The following is a 22805-nucleotide window of genomic DNA, read 5'->3' on the forward strand; positions in this document are numbered from 1 at the left end:
CCAAGGGTTGCGGACGGGGCTGTGGACAAACTACGCCAATGGCTTACTTTCCACCTTGTGGCGCGGGCTGTCCGGGTTCATGAGTGAGTGCCTGCGACCGTACGCGAAGTAGATCACCAGGCCGATGACCAGCCACACTCCAAACCGGGCCCAGGTTTCCCAATGCAGCTGGAACATCAGGAACGCGGAGGCCAGGACACCGAAGGCAGGGACGATCGGCATGAGCGGCAACCGGAACGTCCTCGGAGCGTCGGGCTTGGTGTAGCGGAAAACAATCACTGAAACGCAGACCACCACGAAGGCGGCCAGGATACCGATGTTGGTGAGGTCGGCTACTTCCTTGATGGGGAAAACGCCGGCAAGGAAGGCCGAAGCAACGCCGGCGATCCACGTCACGCGCTGTGGCGTGCCGTGCCGGTCCGTCTTGGCGAACCAGCCGGGCAGCAGGCCGTCGCGGCTCATGGAGAACCACACGCGCGTGACGCCCAACAGGAAGGTCAGCATGACGGTCAGGATGGAAAGTACCGCGAACACCGAGATGATGGTGGCTATGACGGGCAATCCAACGCCCTGGAACGCCGACGCGAAGCCAGCCGTGGGGTTGATGTCCTTGTAGTTCTGCATACCCGTCAGGACCAGCGTGGCAGCTACGTACAGGAGCATGGCGATGATCAAGGACAAGATGATGGCCTTGGGCATGTGCTTCTTGCCGTCCTTGGCTTCTTCGGCCGCTGTGCTCATGGCGTCATAGCCGAAGACTGCGAAGAAGACGGTTGCGGCGCCGGCGATAACCGGACCGAAGCCGCTGGGCATGAACGGGTTGTAGTTCTCGGCGTTGACGTAGAAAATGCCGAGTCCGATGATGAACAGGATCAGAATGACCTTGATGGCCACCGCTACAAGTTCGAACCGGCCAAAGGCCTTGGTTCCACGGCTCAGGATCCACGTGACCAAAAGGCAGACCAGGATCGCCGGGAGGTTGATGATGCCGCCCTTGCCTTCGTCAGCAGTGGACGTCATCCAGGTTGGCATGTGGATTCCGATGCCGGAGAGGAACGCATCGAAGTAGCCGGAGATGCCGATGGCCACCACAGCCACGATCGCGATGTATTCCAGCAGCAGATCCCAGCCGATGAACCAGCCAATGATCTCGCCGAGGGCCACGTAGCCGTAGGTGTAAGCCGAGCCGGCGCGGGGGATCATTCCAGCGAATTCGGCGTAGGAAAGCGCTGCGGCGCCGGAAGCCAGGCCGGCGATCAGGAAGGAAATCAGTACTGCAGGGCCTACGCCGGGAGTTCCCTCGCTCCCGGCGGCCACAAGGCCGGCGAGGGAGAAGATCCCGACGCCGATAATTCCGCCGACGCCAATGGCCGTCAGCTGCCAGAGGCCAAGACTTTTGAAAAGTCCGCTGTGCTTGTTTTCTTCCTCAATGTCGTCGATCGGCTTGCGCCTCAGGACGGACTTGGAAGCCGTCTGTTGATTCATGGGGGTACTCCTGCCAGTTGGCGTGGAACGGTGATGAGCTCGCAGTACATTATGCGAGCCGAATCACATTAGATAAAGCGACTTCTTCTGAGGGGTATCGGTTACTTCAATTGATGAATCAGATATCCGCCTTATGTGGGCATAAAAAAAGCAGCTCCGAAGAGCTGCTTTTCTTTCTGGAGCGGACGACGAGATTCGAACTCGCGACATCCACCTTGGCAAGGTGGTGCTCTACCAGCTGAGCTACGTCCGCACATGTTGTCTGCCGGGCTGATGCCTGGCCGTCAACAACAAACAAGTTGCCTTGTTCTGGTGGGCGATACTGGGATCGAACCAGTGACCTCTTCCGTGTCAGGGAAGCGCGCTACCGCTGCGCCAATCGCCCGTTTCCGGGTCCTATCGAGTAGGAGAGCGGACGACGAGATTCGAACTCGCGACATCCACCTTGGCAAGGTGGTGCTCTACCAGCTGAGCTACGTCCGCACATGTTGTCTGCCGGGCTGATGCCTGGCCGTCAACAACAAACAAGTTGCCTTGTTCTGGTGGGCGATACTGGGATCGAACCAGTGACCTCTTCCGTGTCAGGGAAGCGCGCTACCGCTGCGCCAATCGCCCATGCTCCAGCCAACTGCTGGAAGACATGGTTTTCACCGAGGTGGGTACGGGATTCGAACCCGTGTATACGGCTTTGCAGGCCGCTGCCTCGCCTCTCGGCCAACCCACCGTGTAAGCCGAATTCCGGGGAATTCCTGCTTTGACAGTGCCTTGCGAGCGGACGACGAGATTCGAACTCGCGACATCCACCTTGGCAAGGTGGTGCTCTACCAGCTGAGCTACGTCCGCAGTGTCGTTTTGACGGACAACCCTTCAGGCTTTCCGTCGCTTTCCGACGAGTAAAAACTCTATAGGAGGTTGTAGCAAACTCCAAATCGAGAGCGTTGATTTCGCTGCCAAGGCTGCTGCATCCTTGAGTTTGCGGGGAATCTGAAGAGTTTCACGGCTGTAATTCCACAGTTGTAGTTCACCGCTGGACCGGATGTCCTGTTCCGTTTTTGCATTCAGGCAATGGTCGGTTAGTGTTTTCTATGCACCCGGGCGATTGGCGCAGTGGTAGCGCGCTTCGTTCACACCGAAGAGGTCACTGGTTCGAACCCAGTATCGCCCACCAACAGAAACCCCCGGAATTCCGGGGTTTTTTGGGTTTCTGAGGCTTTTGCGCTGGATCCGTGGTACCTGCGTGGGACTCGCGAACAGGGTTCCTGGAGTCCATAGGCGCCAGGGGGATGATTCCCAACGATGTCCCAGGGTCCCCAAGTTAGTGCCACGCAGGTACCACGGGGAATCTGTTTGCGTCAGAAGATGACACTGGGGTAAGTTGGGGGCCTACAAGATAGCCCTCGGGGTCCACTGAGCATCGAATCTCAGAGTCGTAAGGTCCCGATAGGAAGCCGTAAAGCGCAAGATAAGTCGCAGGGTACGGGTAGCTTCCGCTGCCTAGGAATTCCTCTTGTCGACTACAACAACCGCTCGCACGTCCCGCGCCGATGATGTTCTCCGTGCCTATTCACTTCCCGATGTTGCTGAACGCTTGGGCGTCAGCCTGAAGACCATCCGCCGGATGGTTGATTCCGGTGACCTGAAAACCTTCAACCCCTACCGCAAGGGTCGGACTGTTCGCGTCAGCGAGCAGACGCTCCGCGATCTCTTTGCCGCTGGTGATGCCTGAGCGGGGCTTGTTCGAAGAGCTTTTACGCAAATAGGATTACGGGCTGTCGTTTGCGACGGTCGTTGATATCAACCCGCGGACTGTTCCGGCCCACTGCTCAAGGACCTGGGCCTACGGCTCGATTTTGATGAACAGAACAGGCATATCGGGTGTTGTGGTTCAGCGCGGCCCGCACCAATGGACCCTTGATGCGATCCGCGTCACCAATCACAAATTCCTAAATGCTGGCTGGATTTTCCTTGGCAAAACACTTAGTTGCCAGATAGTCTCCTCTCGCTAGTCGAATTTGGGGGCTCGTACGGCGCTACTTGCTGCATCCCTCTGTCGAGTGTCTCGCTCCAGAAAGTGATGCTGTGGGTCCTTCACCTGCGTTTCTTCGCCGTGCCTGCGTTCCGGCTCTAGCTCTGTCATTGTTGGTTTCGGGGCTGACAATTCCATCCGCGCTGGCCCTCCCTGGCCTGCAACCTGCTGAGACAGCCCCAGCTGTTACCCCTGGAGACACGGCCCCTGAACCGGGATCCGAGCAGGCGGCCCAGATGGAAGCCAAAGTATCGGGGGAGAAGATCGTGGTCGATTCAGCGACCACTCCTACTGATCTCACAGTTGCTAATCCCAACGGGACGTTCACACGGACGATGAACACCGCCCCGGTTCGTATGGAGACCAGCGCTGGCTGGGCGGACATATCCACTGACTTCGTGAAAACCGTTGAGGACGGCAAGACAATCATCAGGCCTGAGCAAGTGCCTGTTGACGTGACTATTGGCGCCGGCGGCTCCAACGAGATGGCGAAGATTGATGACAAAGAAGGCCACTCGATTGAACAATCCTGGCCGTTCGGGATGCTGCCGGTGCCGATCCTTGTGGAGAACACCGCAACGTATCAGCAGGTGCTACCCGGCGTGGACCTGGTGCAGATAGCTCATCAGGGTGGTGTGTCCCAAGTCTTGAAGATCGAGTCAGCTGCGGCTGCAAGGGATCCGCGTGTAGTCCAGATGCGGTTGTTCCTAGACGCCGACAACGCGACACTTTCGGCAACCCCAGAGGGAACAATTACTGCCACTGGTACCGAGAGCGGGGAAGCTGAGCTGCACATGAGCGGGGGCCAATGGTGGGATTCTTCCCAGCCGGGCGCTTCTGCACTGGATCCGGGAACCCCGGGTGTGACCAGACCCTTCAAGTTCACGCTCGGGGAGGAAGCTGGGAAACAAACTCAGGTCTTCGGGATGGACGAGATCCTGAACGCCACAGACGTGACCTACCCGATCTATGTCGACCCTCCCTGGAATGTGCCACGCACCTCATATGTCATGGTGGACACTGCATACCCGAACACCTCGTACTGGAACGGTGCCTTCAGCACCGAGACACTCAACGTTGGATACCTGCCTCCGAACTGGCCCACGGACGGAAACGCGCACTTGGCCCGTTCGTACTACCAGTTCGAAGGCAAAACCTTCGACGCCTCGGCGGATCTGATCAATGCCCGGTTCAGCGTCCTGGAGACGTGGTCGGCGTCCTGCACCCCCACAGGAGTGGCGTCGTGGCTGACCGGTGAAGTGGGAACGGGCACGACATGGAACAACCAACCGGCATTGGGAGTGCGCACTGACCGCGGCAACGTCGCCAAGGGATGGAGTTCGGCATGCCCCCAAGGGATGGTCGGCTTCGACTTGTTGGCAGGCGAGAGCACCTTGCTAAATTCAGCGAAGTGGACGATCATGCTCGCTGCCGACAATGAACTCGACACCAGCGGTTTGGCTTGGAAACGCTTCTCCAACGCCGGACAGGTAACAGTCGACTACAACCGGAAGCCCTATGGACCTGCCATCCACTCGGTAGGAGAGGGGCGATGGGCAGGTGCGGCGTGGACGTCGAAGTACGTCACCCGCGACCGTACGCCGACGATGGCCGTCTTTGCCGGCGATATTGACCTGAGGCCGGTAAACGGTACGACGGGCGGACCCATCACTGTCTTCTTCAGCGTCCGCCCAAAGGCTGGAGGTGGCAACGTCTTCTGGGGGAGTGTCCCGAACTTCAGTCAGGAATGGGGCATTGCGACCATCCAGTGGGGCTCAAGCTTCGGCGTCTTGGGCGACGGAGATTACATTCTCGATGCCAAAGGTGTGGACATGTTCAAGGCAGAGTCACCTCTTATGAGTTTTCCCTTCACCGTCGACACTGTCGGACCCGCGGTTCCAACGGTTAGTCCGCTGAGTGCCGAGTTGACCTCAACAACAACACCTGGCGAGTTCAAAGACCTCAGCCGGGCCCCGGGCGACTTCACCTACAAGTTCAGAATCAGCAACACCTACACATCATCACGTGTACCTAAGGCCAGCGGCTTCATCTATTCGGTGAGCGAAACCGGGTCCGAGGCTCCTCCGGAAACCGTGACATGTCAGACACCGCCAGTGAAGGAATTCATCGTGCTCTGCCCGAGTTCTGACAGTGTCGACATCAATATCGGAGCAGTCGCACCTACTTCATATCTCAATGTCTGGGCGTTCGATGAAGCAGGGAACATCGCGACCCTGGAACCCTACGTGGCAGGCGCTCCCAAGAAAATCACCCTGAAGGTGGCTTCACCGACAACCGCAACGGGAACACCGATGCCGTTGACCCCCAGTGGCGGTGCCACGTGGGTCAAAATCAACGCTTGCGGCAAGGCTGTCGAGTCACACCGCATTCCCGAAGGACTTTGCGACTCGAATAACGCACCTGCCGTAGGGTACGAGGCCTACGCACTGGCCTTCAATGGCGGTAAGGCGGAGACGTCAGGTGCCGCCATCAACCCCAATGAGAGTTTCAGCATGGCAGCCTGGATCCGTCCCGACACTGCTTCGGGCAATATCCAGTCAGTGATCACCCAGCTTGCCGGCACTGGCCCCGGTGCGGCGCTGGAGATTGGAGCAGATGGCTACGGCCGTCTCCAGACCTGGTATTCAGCGACGACCAGCGAGCATGTGAACAGCGACGATTACATTTCTGCCGGCGAGTGGAGCTACGTCACCGCCGTCTACGACAAGATCAACCGGCAACTTCGTCTGACGGCGAATAAAGACGGACTGTTCGGCACATGGGTCGTCGCAGCTTCACAGCCGAATGTGGTGAGTGCAACGACCCAAAAGGTGATTCTGGGCCAGAACGCTGCCGGAGCACAGAAATTCGCTGGGCAGATCTATCGCCCGATACTCACCAATGACGTGCTCACCAAAGCTCAGTTCTTCGCCATGGAAGCGGCTTTCAAGAGTGCCAGCGGAACGGAAGCAGGGGTTTTGGTCAAGTGAAAATTTACAGGTCAGGAATCCAGTCCATGCGTTCGCTTCTTACTGCGGCACTCGCTGTAACGCTCGTAGCAACCGGTGCCGCCTTTACCGTTCTCCCGGAACCGGGTGCAGTCTCGCAAGTGGCGGGCGATTCCAACATCACTCCGCTCGACCCGGTGCCTGTTGAGCAATGGCAAGAGCCAGCAGCAGACCCCATCGCCCCTCAGGGAATCGACGTCGCGGTGGGCGCGGCCTCAGACACTGTTCTGGGAGATCAGGCGCCATTGGCGAAGACGGCGGGCGTCCGCACGATCGTGCCTATGTCCGGCACCAACTCCGGTCCTGTTCCCTCCAATCCCGGTGGCGCGGGCAACTTTATGGCTCTGCCTGGCCTGGGATCCGGTTCTTGGGGAACTACCGGCCAGACCGGTGGGTTCACCTGGAACTATCCCTTCCCGATCAGGGAAGCCCCTGCTGGAAGCACGCCGGCGCTGAGCCTGTCTTACGACTCCACCCGCCTCGATGGCCTAACCAGCGCCACAAACAACCAGGCTTCCGTGGTTGGTGACGGCTGGGCTCTGGGCGGTGCCGGAACCATCCGCCAGAAATTTGGATCCTGTAAGGACCAGCTCCCGGCTGGTACACAGACCTGGGATCTCTGCGGAAATCCTGGAGGCCAGGAATTCACTATCTCTTTCGGCAACCGCTCCGGTCTGATCATCAAAGATGCCAACGGCAAATTCCACCTGCAGGCAGACGACAACACCCGTCTGGAGTTCTTGCAGGACACGAACACCGCAAACGGGACCAGGTACGGCGACTATTGGAAAGTCACTGATCCTGAGGGAACCGAGTACTTCTTCGGCCTGAATAAACTCCCGGGCTGGACCAGCGGTAAGGCAACCACCAACTCAACCGACTATGTTCCTGTCCGTGCTGCTACATCGACTCAGCCTTGCAACGACATCGGAACAGCGCTCTGTCAGCAGGCCTACGCCTGGAACCTGGATTACGTCGTGGACGTTCACGGCAACTCCCAGGCGTTCTACTACACCCAGGACCTGAACTACTACGCTTCAGCAGCTGGCACAGGCCCTCGTCACATCTACGTCCGGGCCAGCCGACTCGCACGGGTTGACTATGGCATGCGGGAGGGGACCGAACTCACAGCCAAGGCCCCAATGCAGGTTCATCTTGGCTACACGGGCCGTTGTGAAGGCGGAACGGTTTGCACGAACGGCACCGAACACGACGTTCCGACCAACTTCACCTGCAACACCACGACCTGTGCCATCCAGGCACCGACCTTCTACACGTACTACCGCCTGCAGACGGTGATCTCGCAGACACTCGTTGGGGCCAGCTACGGCAACGCCGACATCTGGACTCTCGGCCACTGGATGCCCGATCCAGAGGACGGAACCAAACCTTCTCTCTGGCTGCGATCTGTCACGCACCAAGGTGCCGACACAACCTCCACCGGTTTCGGCGGCTGGATCACTGATCCAGCTACTATCTTTGACGGTCAGGGACGGTACAACCGTGTCTGGGACGTCCGGACCGGACAGGCGCCCATGAACCGGATCCGGCTCATGACGATTATCAACAGCACGGGCGCGCGGACAACGGTAAATTACATGCCCGCGGACCCCGGCTGTACCTATGAGTACATCGCCACGGTCGTTCCTGAGACCAACACCAAACGTTGCTTCCCGCAATGGTGGCAGCCTGTTGATCCGGTTCCGCAAACTGAACGACGGGACCTGTTCAACATCTATCCCGTCCAGAGCGTCAGCACGACTCCCAGCCCGGGCTATGACGGCAGTGCTGCGGTTTATCAGGAATACAAGTACGAAGACGCCCCGGTGTGGAAATACGTCGACGCCAAGTACGACTCCAGCACCAGCGGTTCCAAGAAAACTTGGTCTGTGTTCGGCGGTTGGTCCCAGGTTAGGAAAACAACAGGCAACGATCCGGGCGGTAGTAACCCGTACACCATCACCACCTACCTGCGCGGCATCAACGGCACACCATCCAATGCCTCCGGAGGTGTGCGGGCAGCAACGCTGACGGCCTCAGATGGCATCACCCAAATAGCAGATCAGCCGTGGTTGGCCGGTCGTGTGTTGGAACAGCGTAGCTTTGCCGGCACCGGAACGAACTACTTGAGTAGCACGATCACCTTGCCCTGGTCCTCATTGAACCCCACAGCAAAAGCTCCAGTGTCCCTGGATTCCGTGGAAGCTCACTACACCGGAACCTCTGCAACCAAGACCAGAACCGCGTCCAGTGTCTCCGGTGGTTGGCGCACGACGTACATTGCCAACACGTTCGATGCGTTGGGCCGCATTACTGCAGTCGCTGACCATGGCGACTACACAGCCACGACAGCCGACGATATTTGCACCACCACCAGCTACGCCGACAACGCCACAGCAAACATACTGTCCCTTCCGGCTGTCAGCGCCACATTCTCTGCAGCTTGCAATGCCGGAGCCCCTAACGGACCCCTGCTGCGCTACACAAGGACCCTGTACGACACCTCCACTTCGGCGGTCCCCGGATCCCCAGGTTACGTTGCCCCGACGAAGGGCGACAAAACCCGCACTGACGCTGCTACGGCAACATCGGGCGTCGTAGTCACAGGGTGGCAGACCGGGCCCACCATGACATATGACTCCTTAGGTCGCGCAGCCACAGCCACTGACAACACCACCGGTGCGCCGCGAACTACGACGACCACGTACTCGCCTGGCACAGGCGCGCCGACGACAGTGACTGTCTCCAATGCGCTTCAGTGGAAGACGGTGACGACCCTGGATGTCATACGCGGAAACACCCTGAAGACCCAGGACCAGAACCTGCATGAAACCAGTGCCGCTTACGATCAGTCGGGCCGCGAGATCAAGTCATGGGATGCACGGCGGCCACAGGCGGCTGGCACCCCAACCACGGTCACCAGCTACGGGATCTCCAACACCAGTCCTTCGTGGGTGAAGAAGACGACCGCGACCGGCATAGATAGCTTCGCCATCTACGACGGCATGGGACGAGTCCGTCAAACCCAGGCGAAGTCCCCGGGTGGGGGCTCTATAGTTACCGACACGATGTACAACTCGGCCGGGGCAAAGAACCTCGAACGCCACGACTACTACGTCCCTTCCAACCCCACCGGGGACTTGATTACTCCCACCATTGCCGTACCGGCCTCCACTGAGTACACCTACGACACGGCCGGCCGTGTCGCGACCGCCAAGCGGCTCGGCAACGACAACATCGAACAGTGGACGACTGGCTACAGTTACGTCGGCATAGACACCACCACAACGAAACTCACGGCTCCCGGGTGGAGCGGCTCCCCTGAGACGACCGTGTTGAATGCCCGAGGAAAGGTCGATAGCAAAACGTCCTATCACGGCACTACCGCTACTGGCAGCGCCGACAAGACCACTTTTGTCTATGACGCCTTCGGCCAACGCACAGGCATGGGTGACGGTCAGAACCTTTGGACATGGAAATACGACGCTGCAGGACGGGAAACATCCAGCACGGACCCGGACACAGGCACAGGTGCAACTACGTATGATGCTTCAGGCCGGGTCGCGACTCGTAGCGATGCTCTGCAGACAGTGACCGGCTACGTGTACGACGTCTTGGACCGCGTCACGAAGCAAACCGTCACCGCGCAAGGGGGGACCGCCAAGACCCTGATCACGTCGACATATGACAGCGATACTGCCAACCTGGGCCAGCTCACTTCCACGACGCGCAACAATGGCGTGAACTTCGACCAGCCCGTCACCACTACGTATAGCGGCTTCGATCTCGCATATACGCCCGGTACAGTCACGACCACACTTCCGGCGACGCTGACGGGTTTCGGCGGGTCCCACTCGTTTACTACGACTACTACCTACACTGGTCAGATCAAAGCAGCGGGCACACCCACTATCGCCGGTCTCCCGGCAGAGACCGTCGCCTACGGATATACGGCGTTTGATACTCCCTCCAGTATCCAAGCTAACTTGAACATCTACGCCGGAAACTCCCAGTATGACCATCTCGGCAAGCTTGTTTCCTACGAGCAAATGGACAACGCTGAATCCACAGGGACAAACACCACCGGCAAGAATGTCGTTAGCTTCAACTGGAGCCCCAGCACAGGGCGACTGATCGACAGCCAAGCATCCAACACCCTCCCTGACAAGGATTCATCGGATCTCGGTACCACTCGCTATAAGTACGACCCGGCAGGACGGATCACCTCACGGGAGCAGGCCTACACCTCACGGACCTCCTCACCGTCGGACTACCAGTGCTACAGCTACGATCACGCCGACCGTGTCAAAGCTGCATGGACACCGTCCGTTATTGCAGGTTGTTCCACCGCGCCTGCTTCTACGGCGGGGAGCGTGACAGGGCTGACCGGCCCGGCACCGTATGCGCAGACGTACACGTATACAGCTGCAGGTGACAGGGCCCAGGTCAAGCGGTTCAGCGCCACTGGGGCCCTCGCGGTCACTGAGACCTACGCTTACCCAGCACCTGGAACAACGGGACCTCACCGGCTGCAGTCAGTAACCTCAGTTGCAGGTTCGACCACATCTACACAGTCCTTTACCTGGGATGCAGCCGGCAAAATGACAGGTCGGGCGGGACAAACGCTGACGTACAGTTTGGACGGGAGCTTGAGCACGACCACGGGTGCCAGCGACGTTCCGGCCAACCCCAACCCCGGAGCAACAGCCGGAACGCCGCCAGCCCCTTCTACAGCGGTGGCTGACGATGCGGCAACCCGCTTCTACGACGCCTCAGGGAACCTTGTCGGCATCAAGGACGGCACCGGCACAACCGTGACGTTGGGCAGCATTACTGCCCACAACAGTATTGGTGGCACGAAAACAGCAACCAAGACCTACAGCTTCGCCGGGAAGATCGTCGCGCAGCGCACCAGCAACAGCACGGTCACCGGCACGAAGCTGGCGTTCATCATCGGGGACAGAGTTAATACCGCCCAGACCATGACGCTGCCGAACACCGGCACTGGGCCCACAACGGTCATCACGCGTCGTACCGACCCCTTGGGTCTTGCCCGGGGTGCTAATGGAACTGCTACAGCCAATGGCAGCTTCGCGACAGCCCCCAGCACTACCGCCGGAACCGGATCAAACGCGGCAAGTTCAACTGGGTTCAGCGCAGTCAACGGCTACATCGCAGGGCTTGACGACACTGTTAGTTCGCTCACCCACCTTGGTGCCCGAGAGCTTGACCCAGTCCTTGGTGTCTTCACAGCACCGGACCCAATCCTGGACATCAGCAAACAAGAAGGCTTCACTCCGTATACATACGCCTTTGGCAACACCATAAATACTTCGGATCCCACAGGCCTGAAGCCCACTTGTGACTGCGACGAGGACCGTGGGGGGACATATTTGAAGGCTGAATACGTTTCGGGCCCTAAGTTCTACGGTGTCGAGCAGGAGCAGCGCGCTGCCGCCCCCGCGACGCCCGGCACGTATGTACCTACATTTGCGGACAGGCTCCGATGGGCCTATAAGAAAAGTTACTCGGCCCACGCTGGTGAGATTCGTCCTTATAAAGCGACCGAAGATATGAGTCTTAAGCAAAAAGTGTGGTTCCTGAACCACTTGAGCCACTATGGTGTTCCCGACGACGAAGACATGTCCTGGGACGAGGCATTCGCGGGACCACTCGGGATAGTCTTATGATGGCGTTCGGGCGAGGCGGAGCCGGAAAGGGAGGAAAGGTTGGCATAGGTAAGCCTGGAAATACAGGAGTCTTTATGCCGACGGGTAACCTGTCGAGAGGTTCTACTGGACGTACTGCCCCTAATGACTTAAAAGAACAACTTGCTATGGGATCTGCGATGTCAAACCCTAGTGCTGGGATTGCTCTGCCGAACGTGAAAATGGCAGACACTCGATGGTCCATGACAGAAGGCTGGGTGAAAATGCGGCAGAATGTCAATAATGTGGAGATACACTATGTGCAGAATACAAAGACCGGCATGGTCGATGACTTTAAGTTTAAGTAAACAAGCGATTGGTGTACCAATTGAAAATTCCCGGCAGTATGACTTCTCCATCCGAGCAACGTCTGTACCTAGCCTTACTGTTATCCGAAAATGAACTGGACCAGTGGGACAATGTCGACATGCTGGCGGCAGAAGCAATTACGGAGGGAATTGACACACCCGCCGTGTTAGCGCTGGCGTCTCAGTCGTCTCCCATAGATGCTTTCATGCTCAAGGACCTGCTCAATGATCTGGCGGAAGAACGGGAGTGGCCTTCACGAGAGGTGAGTGAATCAATTCTGTTGATTGCGATGTTCCGCGCACGAGATGTACTCGATAAGGGCATGGATCCAATTGCCGCTTGTGACTTTATTTATCAGCAGTGCTATCTAAAACTCGAAAACCAAGGCGATATGACGGGAATGTCGAAGCTGCAGTCATTCGTGGAGGTCTCAATCTCGTGGGATGAGAACATTGTTAGTACTAAACGGAGTGATTCGCTTGCATTGAGCGAAGAACTTCGGGGTGAAGCCCTTGCGGCCTTTCGCGCTTTGCTAGCCTAGGCAGCGGAGCCCGGGGAGGCGGGTGCGCTTTCTGATTCTCCGTGCTCCGAAACTGGGACGATGTGAAGTTACGGCTACCATCAACAGCCTCCCAGAGAATTAATGCAGTCGATGCCATAAAAAGTGAAGCTCAAGCAGGCGGTGCAGAAGTATGTCGGCTAGCGGAAGCCTGTGGAACTGGTGGCGCTCCAGGAGCGCGAATTGGAGGCTGGTCCTCCTGGGTGGACTTCTGGGCACGATTGGCGCTGTCGGGCTCAGCGCGTTGAACAACATCGGCAGATTCAGTGTCGGTTACGTTCCTTGGATCCTGATGAACCTTTTCCTGTTCGAGATTCCCGCCATGGTGATTCTGGGCCTGGTGGTTTCAAGTGGCGTCATTGTCGCCCTTCTGCCACTTCCTAGGTCCACGCACGCAATAGCCCGAGCACTGGTCGCTGGCATAGTGGCAACAGTGGGCTCTGGCGCGCTGATATTCCTGTACTTCACACTATTTCCGCTGACATACAATCCGGTGTTGGCGGCTGCCTACACTGGCCCTGTTGTTGGGATTGCGTTCGCGATCGTTGTGTATCGATGGGGCAGAGGTGCCTCCAAGGCAGCGAAGACTGGGTCACGAAGGCGAGAAGAGGGAGGTTGAGGGAGATGTATAGATGACCCAGCTGCTACAGAAGCATTGGCAGCCAGCAGCCATGGCGAGCATCGCAATCCTGGCTCTGGCGGGATGCTACTCCCCTCGAATGCCTGAGGTTGAACGGGGTGAAGTGGTTGGGACTTGGATCTACTCAGCTGCCGCAAGCACCGTGAATGGGGATGTTCCCCAGGCCGAGATCCAGCTCAACGAGGACAACACCGCGACCGTCTCGGACTTTCCCTTAAGTCAACTCAGCGACGAGACCCTTGCGGAATCCCCGTTCACATCTGTTGGCACTTGGGAATTTCAACCACTACTACGTGATCCGACCAAATTTGAGAATCAACCCGGCGTAGAACTGGTTTTAAAGCAGCCGGATTCTCCTAGTGGGTTCGATGTGGCTCGACGTCTGGCTATTGAGAAGAAGGACGGAGAGGTGAAACTCGCCATCTACATTGGGTACCCGGATTTGCCGAATAAGAGCTATGTCCTAACGAAGAAGCAGCGCCTGGACCGTCGGCATTCTGCGGCTGAAGAAGGTGATTGCGTCACCTGCTGTTGTCGCCTGAGTCGCAGCGAATAGCCGACAGCATCACCGGCTATTCGACGAAAAGACGCAAAAGCACGGCGACGCCGATGAGCGCAGTCACCACCATCAGTACCGCAATGAGGATCCGAGGTCCCAGGATCGTGTTCCGTTCCCGTCGCCGGCGCACCTCACCTGTCGGATCGGTGTGATGGGGGAGCGGAGGGTACGACGGTTTGATCAGGCCTCGTGATCTGGAGGTGCGGATGGATTTCTTTGTCTTGTGGTCCAGTGCTTCGAAAGGCAGCTCGGGTGGTATCCGACGGATTGCCTCGTGAAAAGTGTCGGGTCGCATTCGAGTCAGGTCCACGAAGTCGTTCCACTATCCTTGCTCAGGAATCCAGCGCTTGATCACGGAACTTCCGTGCTCAAGGTAAAACGCCGTCGGCATGGAAGTGTTGATGGGATACCCGTATTCGTCGCGAAGGGGGTTCCAGTCGCCGAACCAGGTTTCATTGACGCTGAAAGCAATATCGTTGTGGTTCATCTGTACTCCTCTGGGCCTAGCTGGTGGGGGACTGTGCAGCCCGTGTCCGCACTGGCTTTTGTTTGATCCAGCAGGCCGTTTGTCGAGCGACCGCCTCGTCAGGGTCAGAGCACGCAGTCGACGCAGTGAATGCAGTTACGGGAACGCTGTTGGCGGTGGGCTCACCCACTTCCTTCAACAACCATCCAGGGTGTCCGTTGAGAAGACGCTCAGTGAACGGGACTCGCTCCATGTGGGTGTGCCTGGGGATGGCCCGTAACCATTTCTTTTTTTGGTTGGCTGTGGTGTCGTACCCGCCGCCGTCGATGATCCGCTTGGCCCACGCAGCCGTTTCGACCAGATCGTGGTGTCCCCAAAAGGCCATGGCCAGTTCTTCAGAGTCGTAATAGGCCGGAAGTCCCTCGGAGATTGCCGGCGCGACATGAGAAGTGCGAGCAACGAAGTCCAGCGGTGTAGGACGCGGCCCTTCGTCGGAGGTTGGCTGCGCTGCCGCTGTGTTGACAGTTGCTGCCAAGCGCTCCAGACCGGCGACGGTGCGTGCTGGGTCATCCCATTCGATCGGTCGCTCTTCCCAGTAGTCCTCGAAAGCCCATGCCCAGCGCTGTACCCGCCGCTTGGACTCCGGCGGCACATCCGGCGAGTCAGCTGACCAGACGGCGACGCGGCTCCCGACTTTCATAGTGGCCACAAGTCCCGCTGCCTCCAACTGGTCGATCATCCTGGTCACGGCTTTAGCGTCCCGATCCGGGACGGCCGATTTTAGGTCTACTTGAAGAACGCCGGGCTGGCGACGCACAGCGTTCAGAAGCGCCGTGAAGCGTGCATGGTCTGCCTTATGCTCCAGTGCCTGTTCCAAGCGTTCGTTATGTATTTCTGCTGCAGGGACAGCATTGCCCTCATGCTTGATGCGCCTCTGGTCGTCGGTCTGATGCGCGCAGTGTCGTGCTGGAGCTCGATCAGGCTGATGGTCTCGACCAGGAAGGCCCCGGCGGCGAGATCATTGCTGAAGAGCTGGTGGTCCAGGTGATTCCGCCGGCGGCTGATGAATTTACCTGCTTCTCGTGTTTCCTGGTCCGGCACCGTTCGCAGATCGCACGCGAGAAGGACGGCCACGCGTACTGCGTGGAGTGCGAAGGCTAAGAAAGTCCTGAGCGTGACTCCCGTGCAAAACAGTTTCCGGCAGTTAGTATGACGGTGTTCAAGCACTTCGCCGGTACGTTCGCTCTATGGGAGCGACATTGTTGCAGGAGGATCACGCATGGCAGGAAAGTACGAAATCTATACTGACAAATCCCAGGGCTTTCGTTTTCGACTGAAGGCTGGAAACGGCGAAGTCATCGCCACCAGCGAGTCGTACACAACGAAAGCGGCTGCCCAGAAGGGCATTGATTCCGTCAAGACCAACGCACAGTCAGTCGTAGTGGATCTGACTGACAAATAGAGCTCGAAACTGAGCCATCATTTCTGATTACCCCGGGGCCTCCGATGCTCCGGGGTAATTTTTTCGTTGGCTCAGGCGCAGTGTGACCGAGAGCGTTAGCCGTGCCTCTCCGACGCTCATGGGGCAGTGAAAAAGAATGAACTTGCTTCCTTGGTCGCTGAGAACCTCACTGACACTGCCCCAGGGGCGGGTACCGTCCAGACGTCATCAGTGCCAAGCAGTTCGAATGCCATGTCGTCGGGTATTTTGCTCATCTCTCCGTAGGGCTCCTGGCAGTAATAAAGCCCGACAAGTTCCATGGACAGCAGATCAGCGACGATCTTTGCTGCTTCGATCTTCAGGTCCTCGTCGCTGGCTGAAGGTCTGATCGCTCTCAGTTCCCACGGGCACTCCCAGAGTCCGGAGTAGTCTTCAACTGCTTGCCAAAGAAGGATGCGCTGGGCTGGGGACAGGTCATTCATTGATCTCTGGCTTCCTTCCATGAACTGCGATCTGACCGAGGGAGAGATGGTCACTCTGATGCCAGGGCTACGCCGGATATCAGAGCGGGGTTGCCGGGTCCTCGTCCACACGTGCCAGATACACCCACCAAATACCCCCACGCGCACCTGGCAGGACTTTGCGTTGCTGCCGAATTTCATAGGCACACTCCACCTCGACGTTCTGACCAACATTGGCCTCCAGTTCGCTGAGTATGTCATCCATGTCCGTCTCGTCTTCAGCGGATACCTCAGTGAGCTGGAACAGCAGCTTGATCTTGGCACCGCGGATCTCCACACCGACCGCGAGTGCATGTTCGGGGATGAGGCCGAGAGTTGCACGCACAGTCTGGGTGACAATGTAGGTCTCCCACTGGGGTGCTCGTTGCAGATTCTCCGGTGACGGCATGCTCACGGTGTGGAACCTCGGCTCTCTATAGCTGTGCGCAATCCATTCAACAGCCAGATTGCTGCAGGACGGTGTTCTTCCTGCAGCACCGTGAATTGGACCAGCTCTGCAGACGCGGCTGCGCTGGTGGCGAGCACCATGAAAGAAGTGTCCGTGGGCAATTCAAGGAACGTTTGGGGGTCCATCATTTGATTCTCACAGACTCCTCGGAAGGCGCATGCCGGCTCATGTTTCCAAAGCCTGTGAACCGGCACGCAGCGTCGATGTCTAGCCGATCTTGGTCCACGTGCCGCAGCGCGATGACTCGAATCCTTCACCCGCGTAGACGGTGACAGTAACTCCGTCGGGAGCAAAGCCTACGAAGTTGTTATCGATGATGTCGCCGCCGCCCGTGGTCCGTGACCAATAGCAGTCTTTGGCACCGGGTTTGGTCTTCCAGATTCCAGGCTCCATGGTCTGACCTACGATCTTGGCCCCGTCGCTGACTTTTACGGCCATTATCTCAGCTTGGAGAATTGCGGCGTGCGGAGCGTCGGGGCAGACTGTCAGGGCTGCTGCTGCTTCTGCTTTTCGCCGCTCGGGGACGGCGCTCACCTGGTCCGCATAGTCAGGGTGCACTTTTGCGCAGAGCAACATCACGTTTCCAACGGTTGACGAGGGGACACTGACATCGCCGCCCTTGGAAGCCACTAGATCAACGAGTTTCTGTTCGGACGGCAGTAGCGGAGGCTTGTCATAAGAACTCCTACCGTCCATCTGGACGTGGCAGTCTGCTCCATTTTTGTAGTCGCCGCTTGCCCAGATTTCCTTGTACGACTTGTAAGTGGGCTGATTGCTGCTGGACCAGCCGCAGGTGTAGGTGTAGCGGGTAGCAAGTCTGGCTTGTTCAGCAGCGACCTTGGCCGTTTCCGCTTTTGCCGCAGAGGCAGCTTTGAACTCTGCTTCTGTCATATTCACGGTGATGTATATGGTGTCGGTATCCGGTGTTTCACCGGCGGCAGGCTTCATGGAGACTGCCAGAACTGAATCGTCCGGAACGATATTTGTCGTCCATTCCTTGCCGTCCTTGCCAACGACACGTGAGAAGTAGTCATCGTTATTGAGAGCAGTTCGAGCCGCCAGATACGTCTTGCCGACGACGTCCTGAACAGGCTTGGCTGTAGGGGAGGAGCTCGCGGAAGGCGTTGGTGTCGGCGCTGACTCCACGGGTGCAGGGCCGGCGCAGGCAGAAAGGCTCAGAGCCAGAGCTGCGGCTAAAAATATGGAATGACGGAATTTCATTGACTCCCCAGAGTGCAGTGAGTGAACGGTGTTGCACCTGCTTGGGTAGAGCAGGTTCTGGGTTGAGAATAGTGTGCGAAGAGCTATTGCTTTATGTATTACGGGAAGTCAGGTTTCAACACGTGAGAACACCCACGCAGACGTGGCTCCGCTAACAGCCTGATTTCAACGCCATGATCAATTTTTGTGGGTCGAAGGTGTGCGGCATCAGTGCGTTTTTGTAGTGTGGGCACGGCCGGGGCTGCAGGGGGGGAGGACCGCGGTCTTCCCCTTAGGCCAGGCTATTTGCTACCCCGCGGATACGGGACGCAGCGGCTGAAGCCATCCACGGACGTGTTGAGGTCACCGGTGTAGAGCTGGATGACCAAACCGTCCGGACCGAAGCCGTTGGTCATGATGAGCTTGTTTGAAGTTGTTGATTGATCGAAGGTCTTCACGCTGTACCCATGAGATAAATAGAACTGCTCGACTTTTTGCCTGAGTGTCTCGCGCTCGGTGGTGCTTAGGGGTCCCATGGTCCGCACTCCAGCGAACTTTTGCCGTTTCCGGTTCTCTGGTAGTTGCAGTAGCCACCGGCCGGTAAGTCCTCGTTCACCCAGTCACCTGGTGACAAGGCCTGAATCTCATCGAGGAGTCCGAAGAACTCCGTTCTGGCTGCTTCCGGGGTCGTGGTGACGCCCTTCCCGTCATCGGGAAGCATGTTGCTCGCTGCGGTTTGAGAGGGTGATGGGGCTGTATCAGCACTCCTACCCGAAGACCCAGCGGCGCATCCGGACACGAGCAGCAGCAGGACGGCACTGGTGGATAGGACGGGCCAGTACCTACGGACTTCGCTGGTCACTGCTTCCTACCGGAATTTGCCCTCGGGATCCGGCGTGCATCGGGTGTTGCCGCCGAGCGTGGTGCCGATGCTGCTCGTTCCAAGCTGCATGGAGAACTTGCCATCGCCAAAGCCTGTGGTCGTCTGGTCTCGGTTAGCCCCCGAAGGCTGGGTTTGTACGACTCTTAGCCCTTTGCTTTCAAAGACTTCCTTTACCGTCTTATGTATCGCTTCAGCCTGATCTTCTGAGATCGCGCTGCGGGTAATGTCAAAGCTGAATTGAGTCCCTTCAATGCCCTGAGGCAGATCGCAGACGTCCCCCGGTGCATCTGGTGCAACTTTCGTCCAGTCACCAGGGGCGAGGGCTTGGACTTCCGTGAAGATGTCGAGGTATTCCTTGCGGGCTTGTTCCGGATCCATGGTCTGCTCCGCGGTGCTCGTAGGTGGGTTGGTGCTCGGTGTTGTTACACAGCCAGTGAGGGCAGTGAGGATGGCAACGACAAGGCCTTGGAGGAGAAATCTTCGCGAAGACATGGTGCTCATCGTTTCACATTCGTAAGTTGGTCACTCAAGCCCAAGGCGATCTTGGCTTGATTGCTGCTTGACTCGGTGTTGCGATCAAAGTATCCATAGATGCCGTCCGTGCCGCCGGTTTGTCCGTCGTGGGTTTTGGTGGGGTGCTCAATGGTGCCATCGGGCGCGGTGGTGCCGTCCGTGCCGAAGGTGACGGCACCGAATCCGGGGTCTTCGGTACTTTTACGCTGCCAGCCGAGCCCATGCCCGACCTCGGCTATGTGGTCCCAGTCGTAGGTTCCCCGGTAAACGGTTCCGCCGGGGTTTAGGTGGAGATCGTTCACGGAGGTCACGTTGTCAGGGGCTGGAGGTCACCGTATATTCGGCGTCGAGTTTGAGCCAGCCGGTACCTTCGAAAGGCCGATCTGCATCCGGCCGGGAAATCTGTGTGCAGATGACTTTCATGAGTTTGACCGAGCCGCGGCTAGTTTCTTATGTGTGAGCGGGCTGGTCGGTTGGCACCCTATCCGCCACTGCGGTTGCGGTGCTGCTTCTTCCGGATCGCACTGATCTCCTCTGAACGTCCCCCTGGGTAACGATTGCCTCGACATGCCGACAGTCTATGGCCGGCCAACCATGCGTCCGGTGAGGATCCTTTACCGGGCGCATTATGTGCAGCGGGGATTCACGAGGGTGCGGGCAGGTGCCATCAGTGCATGGGCCATTGCTAGGTTTCTGCGTCGCGAATGATCTGTTCAAGGTATGCAACATGGGAGAGGAAGGCTTTTCGGCCCGTCTCCGTCAGTGAGGCCCAGCCGTGTGGGCGGGTGTCGACCGTGCGTGAGGAGAGTTGTATGTAGCCCGCTTCCTCTAGTCGTTTGAGGTGTTTGCTGAGAACTGAGGGGCTTATGTCCAGGCTGTCACGCAGGAGTTGGTATTCGGTGTCGCCGAGCCGGTGCAGGAGGCTGCAGATTCGCAGGCGGTATGGGCTGTGAATTAAGTCGTCCGAGGCTGGCAGCGGATGTTCTGGGAAAGGCATTATCGATTCTCGCGGATCGAAGTGGCGAGTGCATTCTCCATTCGGGCGCTTGACCATAGGCATGCGGCGCCTGCGAGAACGGATGTGAGCCAGAGTACCCATTCTTCTTTTGTGATGGTGAAGAGGAGGATGCCGGCTGCCCCGAATACGAGTACGGCTGCCGTTTGGAGCAGCCCCCATCGAAGGGCCGGGCTGTCGGCCCAGGGATCGGCTTGGGTCTTGGTGACCCAGGGGCGGATAAGGCCTAGTCCTACCGCAGCTGCGGCGCTGATGGAAATGACCAGGATGAACGCGCCGCCTTCCAATCCGAAAGCCCGGATAAATGCAACCACCGCCAGTGCGAACCCGAAGCGGTACCAGAAGGGAGCGCGGGCTCTGTGGGCGATCCTCGATGTGTCCTGCCGGAGCGTTTCAAGGGCTTTGCGAGCTGCGGTTGCCTCAGTTTCCCCGCTATGATTTTCCATATTGGAAAACTATCGATTTCCAACCGGGAAAGTCAAGGTCCGATGAGCGGGTTGAGCTGATTTCAGCGTCCCGCAGCCGGTCGTCCACCAGGCGTGCTAGCGCCCGCTTGGGGATCCTTTACCGTGCAGCCTTTCCCTATAGGAAGGAGTGCTCGCTCGGGAACACCCGTACCTGCCATCGATCTGCAGGGTCTTCCTCATTGGAGTGGCCACATACCGGTCACAATTGGCTAGGGTCATGAGATACTTCGAGCCTCAGCCAGCAGTAATGCGTAGACCTCTGAGCATGGCTGAATCAGTACCCGATTCGAGCCCTCCGCGCTGCGTCACTGGACCTCTTCGATTTCGTCCTCTACTTCCGATAGACCACGTACTGCCAGGAAAGTGTCGAAGGTTCCAAGGGATGTCATATTGGGTTCGATTCCGATTGACCAAACCGCATCGCACTCATCACAGAGTTGAAAGGGTTCGCCTGTTTTTACGAGTCTGTACAATTTGACCCAGTCCTGCCCGCAATTTGGGCAAACGATCTCGTCCCTCATGAGGACGAGAACGCTGTCATTGCACCGATCGTCCAGCGTTTGATGAGGACCCCGTCCTCTATTCCGCGGCCATCGCCGCTTCGCATTAGCATTGCAACAACATACCTGCAGCAGGCGCTGCCCCAGTTGGCGCCATCCTCGTTGACCAGATTCTGTCCCACTGCTTAGAGAGTGTGCGAGTGATTCCCGGGCAGAGCACGGAGGGTTGGTGATGAGATGGCAACTATGAGACTTACCTACGCGAACTTAGACTCTGACAACATCGGAGGAACGAGCCAAGCTGACTACTTGGTCGGTCTTGATGCCGATCTCACTGTCTCGGTAGGGCCTGCGCTACTCTATCGGGAGCCAGCTTTTCCCATAGTCGAACTCGCTCGCAGCTTGTTTCTCTGGCTCAACGACGCGAACCGAGGCGACTTCATGTTTGACTCGATGTCCTTTGAAGAAGTTGGCGCGGTTGCACTGACGCGTGGGTCGTCAGGATGGCTGGTCGGGTCAGTATTCAGCCCCGATGTGATCAGCAATCCACTCGATTGGGCGGAAGTTGAGAGCGGCTGCAGAGAGTTCCTCAGTCAAATCGAACTCGACCTCCTATCGCTGGGGCTCGACCCTGGTGAGGTAATTCATCGTTGAGTCAGCTTCTTCACCGGACTCGAGAGCATGCCCATTGCAGGATCCTCTACCGCCCGACCAGCAGGGCCCTGAGCGCCTCCACCGTAGCCGTCAGCTCTTCGCCGGGATCCAGGTCGAACTCACCCTTCGCAGACCAAGGATCCAGCCGCTGGAATTCGTTCAGCTCGATGGAGAAATGAATGTGCCCGACGTGCTTCGCGACGAGTCGGAAATCTCCCTCCGGAGAAGTGAACAGTTTGTCGCCATCCCAACCCCGCCAACTGGCTTCGATCTCCTCGAATAAGGAAAGAAGACGCGACCACCCATCGAGGTCGTAGACCCGTTTGCGGGCGCAGAGCCCGTCGAAGTTCGCTGTGATCAAGAGGTAATCGGAAGTCTCCCGAGAACTAGGTTCCCCTGGCTC

General features: G+C 58.0%; 21 protein-coding genes, 7 tRNA genes and 1 pseudogene. 9 read left to right on the forward strand and 20 right to left on the reverse strand.

The window, feature by feature from the left end; translation table 11 throughout:
* Positions 1–30: 30 nt before the first annotated feature.
* The 7 genes from CGK93_RS09310 to CGK93_RS09340 all read right to left on the reverse strand — a co-directional run bounded on the left by CGK93_RS09310 (position 31) and on the right by CGK93_RS09340 (position 2328).
* Positions 31–1485 (reverse strand): amino acid permease, encoded by a 1455-nt coding sequence (locus CGK93_RS09310; protein WP_089594573.1) that lies wholly within the window; start codon positions 1483–1485, stop codon positions 31–33.
* Positions 1486–1662: 177 nt separating this feature from the next.
* Positions 1663–1738, reverse strand: a tRNA-Gly gene (locus tag CGK93_RS09315).
* Between the two features lie 57 nt (positions 1739–1795).
* Positions 1796–1870: transfer RNA gene (locus tag CGK93_RS09320), tRNA-Val, on the reverse strand.
* Positions 1871–1895: 25 nt separating this feature from the next.
* Positions 1896–1968 (reverse strand) — tRNA-Gly (locus tag CGK93_RS09325).
* Between the two features lie 57 nt (positions 1969–2025).
* Positions 2026–2100: transfer RNA gene (locus CGK93_RS09330), tRNA-Val, on the reverse strand.
* Positions 2101–2138: 38 nt separating this feature from the next.
* A tRNA-Cys gene (locus tag CGK93_RS09335) sits at positions 2139–2209 on the reverse strand.
* A gap of 46 nt (positions 2210–2255) precedes the next feature.
* Positions 2256–2328: transfer RNA gene (locus tag CGK93_RS09340), tRNA-Gly, on the reverse strand.
* A gap of 250 nt (positions 2329–2578) precedes the next feature.
* Here CGK93_RS09340 and CGK93_RS09345 point away from each other — a divergent pair.
* From CGK93_RS09345 to CGK93_RS09380, 6 genes are all read left to right on the forward strand, one after another.
* Positions 2579–2653, forward strand: a tRNA-Val gene (locus CGK93_RS09345).
* A gap of 339 nt (positions 2654–2992) precedes the next feature.
* A complete protein-coding gene (locus CGK93_RS09350) occupies positions 2993–3211 on the forward strand; it encodes a helix-turn-helix domain-containing protein (RefSeq protein ID WP_089594574.1) in 219 nt (72 codons plus the stop codon).
* Positions 3212–3747: 536 nt separating this feature from the next.
* Positions 3748–6501 carry a LamG-like jellyroll fold domain-containing protein gene (locus CGK93_RS09355; RefSeq protein WP_089594575.1) on the forward strand — a complete coding sequence of 918 codons (2754 nt, stop codon included), beginning with the start codon at positions 3748–3750 and terminating at the stop codon, positions 6499–6501.
* A gap of 26 nt (positions 6502–6527) precedes the next feature.
* Positions 6528–12209 (forward strand): RHS repeat-associated core domain-containing protein, encoded by a 5682-nt coding sequence (locus tag CGK93_RS09360; protein WP_089594576.1) that lies wholly within the window; start codon positions 6528–6530, stop codon positions 12207–12209.
* Positions 12210–12573: 364 nt separating this feature from the next.
* Positions 12574–13077, forward strand: coding sequence for a hypothetical protein (locus tag CGK93_RS09370; RefSeq protein ID WP_089594578.1), 504 nt, complete (start codon positions 12574–12576; stop codon positions 13075–13077).
* 650 nt (positions 13078–13727) lie between these two features.
* Complete coding sequence (locus CGK93_RS09380; RefSeq protein WP_089594580.1) at positions 13728–14291, forward strand: hypothetical protein; 564 nt, start codon at positions 13728–13730, stop codon at positions 14289–14291.
* A gap of 16 nt (positions 14292–14307) precedes the next feature.
* Here CGK93_RS09380 and CGK93_RS09385 read toward each other — a convergent pair whose 3' ends face one another.
* The 3 genes from CGK93_RS09385 to CGK93_RS09390 are packed head-to-tail and all read right to left on the reverse strand — an operon-like array spanning position 14308 to position 15508.
* Entirely contained in the window at positions 14308–14604 is a 297-nt protein-coding gene (locus tag CGK93_RS09385) for a hypothetical protein (RefSeq protein WP_157731659.1), read from the reverse strand.
* Positions 14605–14616: 12 nt separating this feature from the next.
* Complete coding sequence (locus CGK93_RS23495) at positions 14617–14781, reverse strand: hypothetical protein (RefSeq protein ID WP_157731661.1); 165 nt, start codon at positions 14779–14781, stop codon at positions 14617–14619.
* A 16-nt stretch (positions 14782–14797) separates the two neighbouring features.
* Positions 14798–15508 carry a hypothetical protein gene (locus CGK93_RS09390; protein ID WP_157731663.1) on the reverse strand — a complete coding sequence of 237 codons (711 nt, stop codon included), beginning with the start codon at positions 15506–15508 and terminating at the stop codon, positions 14798–14800.
* A 185-nt stretch (positions 15509–15693) separates the two neighbouring features.
* Here CGK93_RS09390 and CGK93_RS09395 point away from each other — a divergent pair.
* A pseudogene (locus CGK93_RS09395) lies at positions 15694–15921 on the forward strand (DUF4193 family protein); the annotation flags it as partial.
* A gap of 118 nt (positions 15922–16039) precedes the next feature.
* Positions 16040–16222 (forward strand): YegP family protein, encoded by a 183-nt coding sequence (locus CGK93_RS09400; protein ID WP_089594583.1) that lies wholly within the window; start codon positions 16040–16042, stop codon positions 16220–16222.
* Between the two features lie 116 nt (positions 16223–16338).
* On the opposite strand, the gene CGK93_RS09405 is transcribed toward CGK93_RS09400, so the two are convergent.
* The 9 genes from CGK93_RS09405 to CGK93_RS09445 form a co-directional block, all read right to left on the reverse strand.
* Positions 16339–16683, reverse strand: coding sequence for a hypothetical protein (locus CGK93_RS09405; protein WP_089594584.1), 345 nt, complete (start codon positions 16681–16683; stop codon positions 16339–16341).
* A gap of 79 nt (positions 16684–16762) precedes the next feature.
* Positions 16763–17116, reverse strand: coding sequence for a hypothetical protein (locus tag CGK93_RS09410; RefSeq protein ID WP_157731665.1), 354 nt, complete (start codon positions 17114–17116; stop codon positions 16763–16765).
* Positions 17113–17298 (reverse strand): hypothetical protein, encoded by a 186-nt coding sequence (locus CGK93_RS09415; RefSeq protein WP_089594586.1) that lies wholly within the window; start codon positions 17296–17298, stop codon positions 17113–17115. The genes CGK93_RS09410 and CGK93_RS09415 overlap by 4 nt, the downstream gene beginning before the upstream one ends.
* A gap of 79 nt (positions 17299–17377) precedes the next feature.
* A complete protein-coding gene (locus CGK93_RS23820) occupies positions 17378–18316 on the reverse strand; it encodes a PASTA domain-containing protein (protein WP_198318400.1) in 939 nt (312 codons plus the stop codon).
* A 356-nt stretch (positions 18317–18672) separates the two neighbouring features.
* On the reverse strand, positions 18673–18906 hold the full coding sequence (locus CGK93_RS23500) for a hypothetical protein (RefSeq protein ID WP_157731667.1): 234 nt from the start codon (positions 18904–18906) through the stop codon (positions 18673–18675).
* 332 nt (positions 18907–19238) lie between these two features.
* The gene (locus tag CGK93_RS09430) at positions 19239–19631 is read right to left on the reverse strand and encodes a hypothetical protein (RefSeq protein ID WP_157731669.1); all 393 of its coding nucleotides are present in this window, start codon (positions 19629–19631) and stop codon (positions 19239–19241) included.
* 119 nt (positions 19632–19750) lie between these two features.
* Positions 19751–20068 (reverse strand): hypothetical protein, encoded by a 318-nt coding sequence (locus CGK93_RS09435; protein ID WP_157731671.1) that lies wholly within the window; start codon positions 20066–20068, stop codon positions 19751–19753.
* Between the two features lie 383 nt (positions 20069–20451).
* Positions 20452–20763: a transcriptional regulator gene (locus CGK93_RS09440; RefSeq protein ID WP_089594590.1), complete on the reverse strand. Its 312-nt coding sequence runs from the start codon at positions 20761–20763 to the stop codon at positions 20452–20454.
* The gene (locus tag CGK93_RS09445) at positions 20763–21227 is read right to left on the reverse strand and encodes a hypothetical protein (RefSeq protein ID WP_089594591.1); all 465 of its coding nucleotides are present in this window, start codon (positions 21225–21227) and stop codon (positions 20763–20765) included. Before CGK93_RS09445 ends, CGK93_RS09440 begins: the two co-directional genes overlap by 1 nt.
* Before the next feature lie 830 nt (positions 21228–22057).
* Between CGK93_RS09445 and CGK93_RS09450 the strand changes: the two genes are divergently transcribed.
* On the forward strand, positions 22058–22402 hold the full coding sequence (locus CGK93_RS09450) for a DUF7878 domain-containing protein (protein ID WP_232481593.1): 345 nt from the start codon (positions 22058–22060) through the stop codon (positions 22400–22402).
* A 46-nt stretch (positions 22403–22448) separates the two neighbouring features.
* Here CGK93_RS09450 and CGK93_RS09455 read toward each other — a convergent pair whose 3' ends face one another.
* The gene (locus CGK93_RS09455) at positions 22449–22763 is read right to left on the reverse strand and encodes a DUF6228 family protein (protein WP_157731673.1); all 315 of its coding nucleotides are present in this window, start codon (positions 22761–22763) and stop codon (positions 22449–22451) included.
* Positions 22764–22805 lie beyond the last annotated feature (42 nt).

This window comes from Arthrobacter sp. YN (genome assembly GCF_002224285.1).
In the GTDB taxonomy this organism is placed as follows: domain Bacteria; phylum Actinomycetota; class Actinomycetes; order Actinomycetales; family Micrococcaceae; genus Arthrobacter.

What these genes read in the sequence shown, in the direction of transcription:
- CGK93_RS09310 (WP_089594573.1), bottom strand. Translation starts at nt 1,485, where the DNA reads ATGAATCAACAGACGGCTTCCAAGTCCGTCCTGAGGCGCAAGCCGATC.
- CGK93_RS09370 (WP_089594578.1), top strand. Translation starts at nt 12,574, where the DNA reads ATGACTTCTCCATCCGAGCAACGTCTGTACCTAGCCTTACTGTTATCC.
- CGK93_RS09415 (WP_089594586.1), bottom strand. Translation starts at nt 17,298, where the DNA reads ATGATGGACCCCCAAACGTTCCTTGAATTGCCCACGGACACTTCTTTC.
- CGK93_RS09405 (WP_089594584.1), bottom strand. Translation starts at nt 16,683, where the DNA reads ATGAATGACCTGTCCCCAGCCCAGCGCATCCTTCTTTGGCAAGCAGTT.
- CGK93_RS23500 (WP_157731667.1), bottom strand. Translation starts at nt 18,906, where the DNA reads ATGGGACCCCTAAGCACCACCGAGCGCGAGACACTCAGGCAAAAAGTC.
- CGK93_RS09445 (WP_089594591.1), bottom strand. Translation starts at nt 21,227, where the DNA reads ATGGAAAATCATAGCGGGGAAACTGAGGCAACCGCAGCTCGCAAAGCC.
- CGK93_RS09400 (WP_089594583.1), top strand. Translation starts at nt 16,040, where the DNA reads ATGGCAGGAAAGTACGAAATCTATACTGACAAATCCCAGGGCTTTCGT.
- CGK93_RS23495 (WP_157731661.1), bottom strand. Translation starts at nt 14,781, where the DNA reads ATGAACCACAACGATATTGCTTTCAGCGTCAATGAAACCTGGTTCGGC.
- CGK93_RS09430 (WP_157731669.1), bottom strand. Translation starts at nt 19,631, where the DNA reads ATGGATCCGGAACAAGCCCGCAAGGAATACCTCGACATCTTCACGGAA.
- CGK93_RS09380 (WP_089594580.1), top strand. Translation starts at nt 13,728, where the DNA reads ATGACCCAGCTGCTACAGAAGCATTGGCAGCCAGCAGCCATGGCGAGC.
- CGK93_RS09360 (WP_089594576.1), top strand. Translation starts at nt 6,528, where the DNA reads ATGCGTTCGCTTCTTACTGCGGCACTCGCTGTAACGCTCGTAGCAACC.
- CGK93_RS09355 (WP_089594575.1), top strand. Translation starts at nt 3,748, where the DNA reads ATGGAAGCCAAAGTATCGGGGGAGAAGATCGTGGTCGATTCAGCGACC.
- CGK93_RS09440 (WP_089594590.1), bottom strand. Translation starts at nt 20,763, where the DNA reads ATGCCTTTCCCAGAACATCCGCTGCCAGCCTCGGACGACTTAATTCAC.